The following is a 9,301-nucleotide window of genomic DNA, read 5'->3' as shown; positions in this document are numbered from 1 at the left end:
TCACGGCGTTGGCCCTGGTGGCCCTGGTGGCCCTGGTCGCCGTCGTCGATGTCGACTCCGAAGTCCCGGGCGAGACCGGCGAGGCCGTCCGCGTAGCCCTGCCCCACCGCCCGGATCTTCCACGCGGGGCCGCGCCGGTAGATCTCCACCAGCGTGACCACGGTCTCGCGGGACAACAGCGGCGGTGCGAAGCGGGCGATGAGGGCATCATGATCATTATGGATGGTGACGGCGAGAGCTGGCAGCTGTCCGAAGGGCGTCGTACCGTCCTCGGGGCTGGCGGCGATCACGACACGTTCGGCGCCCAGGCGCAGCCGGCCCGGATCGACGGTCACCGCGCCGCCCGAGAGTGCCACGCCCGGCGCCCTGGGCTGGTTGTAGAACACGAAGTCGCTGTCCGCGGCGACCTTGCCGTTCGCGCCGGTGACGAGCGCACAGACGTCGAAGGGACCGGCGAGCCGGACCGAGACGGGGCCGGCAGGCAACGGCCCGTTCGCGCCAGGCACCAGGTCCCTCATCCGTTTCCACCCCTGTAGCCGTGGTCGTCCGCCATCGAGCGTTCGTCCGATGGTGCCATCCCGGACGTTTCGCGGTGTGCCCGCGTTCCGTCACCCCCGACCAATCCGTGGGGTTAGGTAGCTTTCGCGAGGTTCTGTGGCTCTCATGCTATTCGGTGGCTGTTGTGGCTGGTTTCATTGCCTTGTCGGTCTGTCCGGCCGCACCGTCACCTCGGTTGCCGTGATCATATGATCAATGGTCTGGCCTGCGGATTTTCCGGTGGGCTCACGCCGCTCATCGCGATCGAGGAGAGCCGGCGACCATTGGTGGGGGGCCACTGAGGGATGATCGAGGCACCGTTCCGCGGTGCCCGGAGCAGGGTGGACCGCCGTTGAATGACGTCATGGGCTACGCCCTGCTCAGCCTGGGCACGGGCGCGCTCTACGCCCTCGTGGCCTCGGGTGTGGTGGTCATCGCCCGCGGGGCCGGCGTGCTCAACCTGGCCCAGGGCGCGCTGCTGGCCTGGGCGGCCTATGCCTTCCATGGGCTGCACGCCGGGTGGGGGCTGCCGCTCGGCCTCGCGGCGCCGCTGGCCGTGCTGTCGACGACCGTCATCGGGGTCGTGTTCCACCTGCTGGTGATGCGGCCACTGCGCGAGGCGACCTCGCTGCTGCGGCTGATGGCGACGCTCGGCCTGCTGATCATCTTGCAGTCGTTGCTGACGCTGATGTTCGCCGGTGCCGTGCGTACCTCCCCGACGGTGCTGCCGACCGGCAGGATAACGCTGTTCGACGAGCCCGTCGGCGTGTCCGTGTTCGTCCGGCTGGCCGTGGTCGCCGTGCTGGTCGCGGGGCTCTGGGCGGTGTTCCGGTTCACCACGGTGGGCCTCGCCGCGACGGTGGCGGCGGAGAACCTCCGGGCCGCCGCGACCTTCGGCTGGTCGGCGGACACCGTCGCCGCCGCGGCCTGGGGCGCAGGCAGCGCGCTGGCCGGTCTCGGCGGGGTCCTGCTCGCGCCGCTGCAGAACCCGTTGTCCTCGGCGAACCTGCTCCTGCTCATCGTCCCGGCGCTGGCGGTCGCGCTGGTCGCGCGGTTCCGCTCCTTCCCGATGGTGCTGGCGGGCGGGCTCGCCCTCGGGGTCGTCGAGGTGGAGACCCAGTTCCAGCTGGTCGCCGAGCACCCCTGGTGGCGCGGGGTCGACCGGGCTGTGCCGCTGGCGGTCATCGTCTTCTACCTCGCGATCCGCGGGCAGGGAATACCCGAACGCGGCCACCTCGCCGAACGTCAGCCTGCCCTCGGTAGCGGCCGGGTGCATCCGCGCGCCCTCGCGGTCACCGTGGCGGCCACCCTGGCGGCGATCTGGTGGCTGCTGCCGGTTGACTGGGTCGACGCGATCGACGCGAACGCCCTGTGGGCGCTGGTCATCCTGTCCGTCGTCGTGCTCGTCGGGTTCACCGGGCAGTTGTCCCTGGCGCAGCTCGCCTTTTCCGGCATCGCGGCGTTGATCGCCGGACGGCTCGTCGCGACCCGCGGCTGGCCCTTGGAGGCGGCCATGCTCGTCGGGGTCGCCGGCACGGCCGCGGTCGGACTGTTGTTCGCCCTGCCGGCGCTGCGGACCCGGGGCCTGCAGCTCGCGGTGGTGACCCTGGGCCTGGGCACCGCCGTCGACGCTCTGCTGTTCCAGCGCGGCTACCACTCCCCGGCACCGAGGAGCGCGGACTCCATCGGGTCGCTGTTCGGCGATCTGGCTTCCCCGGAGGGCACGGTCGTCGGCCGTCAGACATTCCTCGGCATCGAGTTGGACAAGGTTGCCAACCCCCGCGGGTTCGCGACCGTCTCCGTCCTCGCCTTCGTCCTCGTCGCGCTGGCCGTCGCCAACCTGCGGCGCGGGCGCGCGGGCCGGCGGCTGATCGCGGTGCGGACCAACGAGCGGGCCGCCGCCGCGCTCGGCATCAGCGTGGTCGGCGCGAAGCTCTACGCCTTCGCGCTGTCGGCGGCCATCGCCGGATTCGGCGGGGTGCTCTATGCGTTCTACGTCTACGGGGAGCGCGGGAACATCGACTATGGCGGTGGCGCCTTCGCGCCGTTCTCGTCGATCATGCTTATCGCCTACGCGGTGCTCGGCGGGGTCGGCTGGGTCAGCGGGGCGTTCGCCGGGACGACGATGGCCGCCGGGGCGCTCGCGACCCGGCTCGGCGGCTGGGTCGGCGACCTGCTCGCCCGGCTCGGCGTGCTGCTGCGGGTCGTCGTGGCGGCCCTCGCCGGGCTGCTCGGCCTCGCCGCCGGTGCCTCGCTCGTCAGCGCGCCGCGCCCGCGCCGCCGGCTCGGCGCCGCCGCCCGGTACGCCCCCTGGGCCGTTGCCGCCGTCGCAGCCCTGGTCGCAGCGGTCTTCGGCGGCTGGGTGCGGGACTGGCTGGCCGAGCTCGACCGCTACGTGCCGCTGATCGGCGGGATCGTCCTCGTCGTCGTGCTGTCCCGGTCGGGTGGGGGCATGGCGCCGGAGAACGCCCGCACCGCCAGGCTGCTCCACGACCGGGTCCCCGCGGCGGCCGCCCGCCGCCGCTGCGATGCCGCCCGCCTGGCCCGCCTGCTCGGTGCGCCGCCCGCCGTGCCGGCCGCATCCGTCGCCGTGCCTGCCGCGCCCGCCGTCCTGTCGGTCTGGGGTCTGACGGTCCGGTTCGGCGCGGTCACCGCGGTGCGCTCGGTCGACCTGCGGGTGGAACCCGGTCAGATTGTCGGGATGATCGGCCCGAACGGCGCGGGCAAGACGACGGTCATCGACGCGATCACCGGTTACACCCCGTCCTCGGTCACGTCGGTCACGTCGATGACGTTGGGCGGCGTCCGGCTGGACCGTCTGCCGGCGCACCGGCGGGCCCGCGCCGGCATCAGCCGGTCGTTCCAGAACCTGGAGCTGTTCGACGATCTGACGGTCATCGAGAACATCCAGGCGGCCAGCGACCGCCGGGACACCCGCGCCTATCTCACCGACCTGCTGTTCCCCCGGGGACGTCCGCTTGAGCCGGCCGCGGTCGCCGCGGTCGACGCCTTCGGGCTGCGCGACGATCTCCTGCGCACCGTGGCGGAGCTTCCCTACGGTCGTCGTCGGCTGCTGGCCATCGCCCGGGCCGTCGCGGCGCGCCCCGCCGTGCTGCTGCTCGACGAGCCGTGCGCCGGGCTGGACGAATCGGAGAGCGCGGAGGTCGCGGGCCTGCTGCGTCGGCTCGCCGACGACTGGGGGCTGGGCATCCTGCTCAACGAACACGACATGGACGTGGTTATGGGGGTCTGCGACCGGGTGGTCGTGCTGGACGCCGGGGAGCGCATCGCCGAGGGGACGCCGGAGCGGGTGCGCGACGACCCCCGGGTGCGGGTCGCCTGCCTGGGGGAGGCGGCGGTCCCGGCCCGGCCGGCCGTCTCCTGGACTCGGCCGGCCGGGCCGGGACCCGGCCGGCCGGCCCGTCCGCGGGCGGGACCGGGGATCGCGTCGCCGATAGGACGGACCCGGCCCGGTTCGCGGACCCGGCCCGGTTCGCGGCCGGCCCCGCGGTGCTGGCGGCGCGGGGCCTGTCCGCCGGCTACGGCAACGGCCCGGTGGTCCGCGACCTCAACCTGGAGGTTCACGCCGGCGAGGTCGTGACCCTGCTCGGCCCGAACGGTGCCGGCAAGACGACGACACTGCTGGCGCTGGCCGGCGCGATCCCGTCGGCGGGAGGCGAGGTCCTGCTCGCCGGGGCCGTGACGACCGCCGCGCTGCACGAACGGTGCCGACGTGGCCTGAGCCTGGTTCCCGAGGAACGCTCGGTCATCATGGACCTCACCGTCCGGGAAAATCTCCGGGTCGGTCGATGCGACCCGGACCTCGCCCTCGCGGTCTTCCCCGAGCTTGCCGAGCACCTCGATCGGCGGGCGGGGCTGCTCTCCGGGGGGCAGCAGCAGATGGTGACCCTCGCGCGCGCCTTGGCGCGCCGGCCCACGGTTCTGCTCGCCGACGAGCTCTCGCTGGGCCTCGCGCCGCGCGTCGTGGACCGTCTGCTGGCGGCGGCGCGCGCCGCCGCGGACGATGGGCTCGCCGTGATCCTCGTCGAGCAGCACGTCCGCAGCGCCCTGTCGATCGCCGATCGGGTGCACGTCCTGCGGCACGGGGCCCTCGCCTGGTCGGGCACTGCCGCCCAGGCCCGTGCCGACCGGGAGATCCTGCTCGGCGCCTATCTGTCACCCGGACGGCCGGCGGACTCCGGCGATGGTGCCCCAGCCGGCGATGGCGCCCTCAGCGGCCCGCGTGCCTGACCCGGGTCAGCGCGTGCCTCAGAGTCAGGAGGCGGCCCGGCGCAGGATGTCCAGGCCGGAGTAGGTCTCCGGGCCGAGTGGCACGAAGCTCTTCGACGCGCTGTCCCAGCGGGCTCCCCGCAGCGTGGTGTTGAAGATCCGTTCCGCCCCGGGGATCGGCGTCGTCGCCGTGAGGTTCAGCCGCGGGACGATGCCGCCCAGGTCCAGGTCGGTGGTCCGGTTGAGCTGGTCGAGCAGGGTGCGGGCGGTGAGCGGGCCGGACACCTTGTTGCCCACCTTCTCGGCGATCTGCACGGACAGCGACGCGCCGGTGGTGGTCGTCGTGGTGCGTAGCGCGGGGGCCGCGTCCGCGTCCCCGCCGGCCTGCTCGGCGTCCAGTTCGGAGATCATCCGGGCGACCTCGGGGAACTGGCCGGCCTGGCCCAGCTCGGGGAACGCGGTCGCGACCACGAGGTTGTCCGCGGCCGGACCGAGCGTCGACAGGTACTTCGGCGAGAGGGTTCCGGCCGCGTGGCAGGTCCGGACCCGCTGGCCGGCCTGGGAGATCACCGCGTAGGCGGCCTGGTCGAACACGACGAGCACGGCTCCGTCGGCACCGGACCGGGTGAGCTGGGAGATCGCCGGGGTGAAGTCGCTCGTCGTGATCGGAATACGGATCTTCGGATTGATCGGACGGTTCACCGCCTTCGCGCCGCCCTCGGCCATGATGATGAGCCGGTCGCTGGCGCTGAGGTCGTAGCCGACCAGCCCGAGGCGGGTGGCTCCCGCCTTGGCGAGCAACGACGGGCAGACCGCGGGGTAGAGGGTCAGCGGGCTGATGACGTAGCTGATCGGAGAGCTGAGCTCGGATCCGTCGGCCGAGATCCCGGCCGAACCGATGGACGGGATCCCCGCGTTCTCCAGGATAGGCATGATCCCGCCCGAGCCGCTGACCTCGCCGACGACCGCGAGCACGTGCTGATCCACCGCCTGCTGGGCGCACTTCCTGGCCATGGCGGCGTCGTTCTTCTCGTTGCAGTGCACGAGCTCGACCCGGTGGCCGGCGATCCCACCCCGGGCGTTGACCCCGCGCACGGCGGCCCGGGCGGCGGCCACCATCTCCGGGTAGTTCGTTCCGGACGTGCCCACCGGGGCAATGATCATCAGTTTGACCGTTGATCCGGCCGAGGACGTGCCGGTGGCTTCGCCGTCCGAGTCGCCACCGCACGCGGCGAGCGTTCCCGCCAGCACAGCGCCCAGAACCGCCGCGGCGAGCCACCGGAGCCCGTACCGTCGTCCCACCGTGCCGCCTCCTCGTCGAGCGTGCCTCGTCCGCGTTCCGTGTTCCGGTCCCCTGCCAGGCCCCGCTGTCCCCTGCCAGGCCCCGCCACGGTAGACCTGCCTGCTCAGGACGGATACGCCCGGGTTGGCTGGGACCCGCGGGGGCCTCGGCGTGGGATCGTGCCCCGGCGTCAGAGCACCTCAGAGCACCTCAGAGCACCTGGGACCAGGCGTAGGTGAACCCCATGATCTGGTCGGCGAGGGTGTCCAGGCGGGCCGCGACGGTCCGGTCGAGCACTCGCCCGTGCGGGTCGAAGAGCGGCACCGCAGTGTTCAGGGTGACGCCCAGCGGGGTCGGCCAGCCGCGCAGGGCGTGCACCGTCGAGCGCAGGGCCGTCAGTGCCGTCCCGGCCGCCTGCGTGCCCCGGGCGCCGACGATCAGTGCGACCGCCCGGCCGTCCAGGTAGGGCCGGGGCGCGCCGCGCAGGTCCTCCAGATAGTCCAGGGCGTTCTTGACCTGGCCCGATATCCCGCCGTGGTAACCGGGAGTCGCGATCACGAGGCCGTCGGCCCGTTCGACGGCGGCGAGGAGGCGCAGCGCGGCGGCGGGACGTTCCTGGCGTTCCGGCGCGTACATCGGCAGGTCCAGGTCCGCCGCACCGAGCAGCACCGTCTCCGCGCCGGCCTGCCCCATCATCGCCAGCACCGTCGCCAGGGCCTGGTGGGTGGTGGAGTTCGCCCGGCTGCTGCCACCGATGCCGACGATTAACGGGCGGCGGCGACGGGCCCGCACCGGACCGGGACCGTCCGGCGGCATGTCGGGCGAACGGTGCGCCGAGACCCGGCTGGGCAGCCCGGAGACGGGATCCGTACCGACCGTCTGGCTGCCCGTCTGGCTGCGCCCGCTCCTCGGCTCGCCGTTGCTGGCACCCGGTTGGAACATGCCGAATGTGTCTCCCACTACCCCTCCTCGTCCCGGATCCGGCGTCCCGGATCCGGCGTCCCGGATCCGGCGATGGACCGCCACCCGCGTGCCGTCGCGTCTGTCCTATCGCGGATGTCCTAGCCGATGTCCTATCGGACGGGCTGACCACACCGATCGAGGGGGTTGCGGGTCTGGCGCAGCGCGGCCGGCAGCGCGCGAGCGCCCGGCCCCAGCTCGGCGATCCGGTCGTGCGGATTCGAGATGCGGCAGCTTCGCAGCGACAGGCAGCCGCAGCCGATACACAAGTCGAGTTTGTCACGCAGAGCGACCAGGGCCGCGATCTCGTCGTCCAGCCGGCCGCGCCACCGCCGCGAGATCGCGGACCAGTCCGCCTTGGTCGGCGTGCGCGACTCGGGCAGCGTCGACAGGGTCTCCCGCACCTCGTCGAGACTGAGCCCGACCGCGGTGGCGGCGCGGATGAACGCCAGCCGCCGCAGGACATGGCGCTCGTACCGGCGCTGCCCACCCGAGGTCCGGGTGGCGGTGAGCAGGCCCTGCTGTTCGTAGAAGCGCAGCGCCGACGCGGCGAAGCCACTTCGCTGCGAGAGCTCACCCACGGTCATCAGATCGGTAGGAAGCATGCCCGCAGACTATGGTGTTGAAGTTGAACTCAACATGAGGTTCCCGGAACCCGGCGGCGCCGCAACGGGCTGGCCGTCATGCCCGGTCACGCCCCGTTATGCTTCGCCACGCCTCGTTACGTCTCGCCGCCCCTCGCCGCCCCGCGTCGCCCCTCGTCACGCTCCGGCTCCGTGGTAACGGGGATCACCCCCGGCCGTCCCGGCAGCGCGTTTGCCGCGGTCGCCGCCCATGGCAGGCTTCGTCGCGATGGACGACATCACGCATCGGCGGTTCAACCCGCTCACCGGCCGTTGGGTTCTGGTCTCGCCGGGGCGGACGCGGCGACCGTGGCACGGCGGTCAGGAACCACCGCCGGTGCCGGCCGCAGTCGCCCATGATCCTCTATGTGACCTCTGCCCGGGCAACCTCCGGGCCGGCGGTGAACGCAACCCCTCCTACTCCGGTACCTACGTGTTCACCAACGACTTCCCGGCGCTGCGTCCCGACCCGGTCCGGCCCGCCGGCCCGCCTGTCGCCCCGCCCGCCGACCCGGCTCCGGTGTGGCCGGCGGGTCCCGGATCGGGCCTGCTGCGCAGCGAACCGGCCCGGGGGACGTGCCGGGTCGTGTGCTTCGGCCCTCGTCATGATCGCGGGCTCGTCGACATGACTCCGGCCGAGGTCCGGGCGGTCGTGGACACCTGGGCGGCGCAGGAGGAGGAACTCTCCCGCACCTGGCGCTGGGTGCAGGTCTTCGAGAACCGCGGCACCGCGATGGGCGCGTCGAACCCGCATCCCCACGGTCAGATCTGGGCCTGCGACGCGTTGCCCGACGAGCCGGCCGCCGAGGATGCGCGGCAGCGGGAGCACTTCGCCCGGTCTGGCAGCTCCCTGCTGATGGACTACGCCGAGATCGAGACGGCGGCGGGGGAGCGGGTGATCCTGGCGGAGGAGCACTGGCTCGTCGTCGTGCCGTTCTGGGCGCTGTGGCCGTTCGAGACCCTGCTCCTGCCCCGGCATCCGGTCGACCGCCTCGCCGCGCTCTCCGACGACCAGCGGGACGGGCTGTCCCGCCTGCTCGGCCGCCTCCTCACCGGCTATGACGCCCTGTTCGACCATCCCTTCCCGTTCTCGATGGGCTGGCACGGAGCGCCCGGGCCGCATCCCGCGACCGGACCCCGGCCGGGACCGGGGCTGGAGCCGGTGCCGGGGCCGGGGCCGGGGCCGGACCTTGATCCCGGCCGGGGACCCGGCGATCCGCCCGCGGCGTTCTGGCAGCTGCACGCCCACTTCTATCCGCCGTTGCTGCGCTCCCCGACCATTCGCAAGCATCAGGTCGGCTACGAAATGCTCGCCGACGTGCAGCGTGACCTCACTCCGGAGGCCGCCGCGGACCGGCTACGCGCCGTCATGGCTCCCGTCGCGGCGGACCGGGCCTGAGCCGAGCCCGCGCGGCCGTGGTCATCCCGCGTGCCGCAGGGCCCACGACTCCCCGACACTGGCGTCATGAGAGCCGCCGAGTATCCGGCCGCCGAGTATGCGGCCACTGAGCGTGCGGCCACTGAGCGTGCGGCCACTGAGCGTGCGGTGCGCGCGTTCGTCGAGACGTAAGTGTTCGGTGATGTCGTGGGAGGGCTCGCCGAATGCCCGGCCGGCGTTGCCGGTCGGGTGCTGTCGGTGAGGCGAGTTAAGGCGCGGGTCCGTCGTGAT

The 9,301-nt window shown here is 73.0% G+C and carries 8 protein-coding genes; 3 read left to right on the top strand and 5 right to left on the bottom strand.

The features are described from left to right. On the bottom strand, positions 1 to 518 hold a 518-nt coding region (locus AC08OX_RS09035; protein ID WP_476607396.1), incomplete at its 3' end, for a TerD family protein. Between the two features lie 371 nt (positions 519 to 889). On the opposite strand from AC08OX_RS09035, the gene AC08OX_RS09030 reads away from it, so the two are divergent. Then, positions 890 to 4,138: an ABC transporter permease subunit gene (locus AC08OX_RS09030; protein WP_476607395.1), complete on the top strand. Its 3,249-nt coding sequence runs from the start codon at positions 890 to 892 to the stop codon at positions 4,136 to 4,138. Beyond that, the gene (locus tag AC08OX_RS09025; RefSeq protein WP_476607394.1) at positions 4,048 to 4,788 is read left to right on the top strand and encodes an ABC transporter ATP-binding protein; all 741 of its coding nucleotides are present in this window, start codon (positions 4,048 to 4,050) and stop codon (positions 4,786 to 4,788) included. Before AC08OX_RS09030 ends, AC08OX_RS09025 begins: the two co-directional genes overlap by 91 nt. 24 nt (positions 4,789 to 4,812) lie before the next feature. Here AC08OX_RS09025 and AC08OX_RS09020 read toward each other — a convergent pair whose 3' ends face one another. The 3 genes from AC08OX_RS09020 to soxR all read right to left on the bottom strand — a co-directional run bounded on the left by AC08OX_RS09020 (position 4,813) and on the right by soxR (position 7,614). After that, positions 4,813 to 6,069, bottom strand: coding sequence for an ABC transporter substrate-binding protein (locus AC08OX_RS09020; RefSeq protein ID WP_476607393.1), 1,257 nt, complete (start codon positions 6,067 to 6,069; stop codon positions 4,813 to 4,815). A gap of 190 nt (positions 6,070 to 6,259) precedes the next feature. Then, entirely contained in the window at positions 6,260 to 7,009 is a 750-nt protein-coding gene (locus tag AC08OX_RS09015) for an NADPH-dependent FMN reductase (protein WP_476607392.1), read from the bottom strand. 113 nt (positions 7,010 to 7,122) lie between these two features. Next, entirely contained in the window at positions 7,123 to 7,614 is a 492-nt protein-coding gene (gene soxR, locus AC08OX_RS09010) for a redox-sensitive transcriptional activator SoxR (RefSeq protein WP_476607391.1), read from the bottom strand. A gap of 229 nt (positions 7,615 to 7,843) precedes the next feature. Between soxR and AC08OX_RS09005 the strand changes: the two genes are divergently transcribed. Next, the gene (locus tag AC08OX_RS09005) at positions 7,844 to 9,031 is read left to right on the top strand and encodes a UDP-glucose--hexose-1-phosphate uridylyltransferase (protein WP_476607390.1); all 1,188 of its coding nucleotides are present in this window, start codon (positions 7,844 to 7,846) and stop codon (positions 9,029 to 9,031) included. Positions 9,032 to 9,052: 21 nt separating this feature from the next. On the opposite strand, the gene AC08OX_RS09000 is transcribed toward AC08OX_RS09005, so the two are convergent. Further along, the coding region (locus AC08OX_RS09000) for a hypothetical protein (RefSeq protein WP_476607389.1) at positions 9,053 to 9,301 on the bottom strand (249 nt) is incomplete at its 5' end.

Source organism: Frankia sp. CoBUL1, assembly GCF_978021245.1.
Note: the sequence above shows the minus strand (reverse complement) of the source record. Positions and strands in the feature narration are given on the sequence as shown.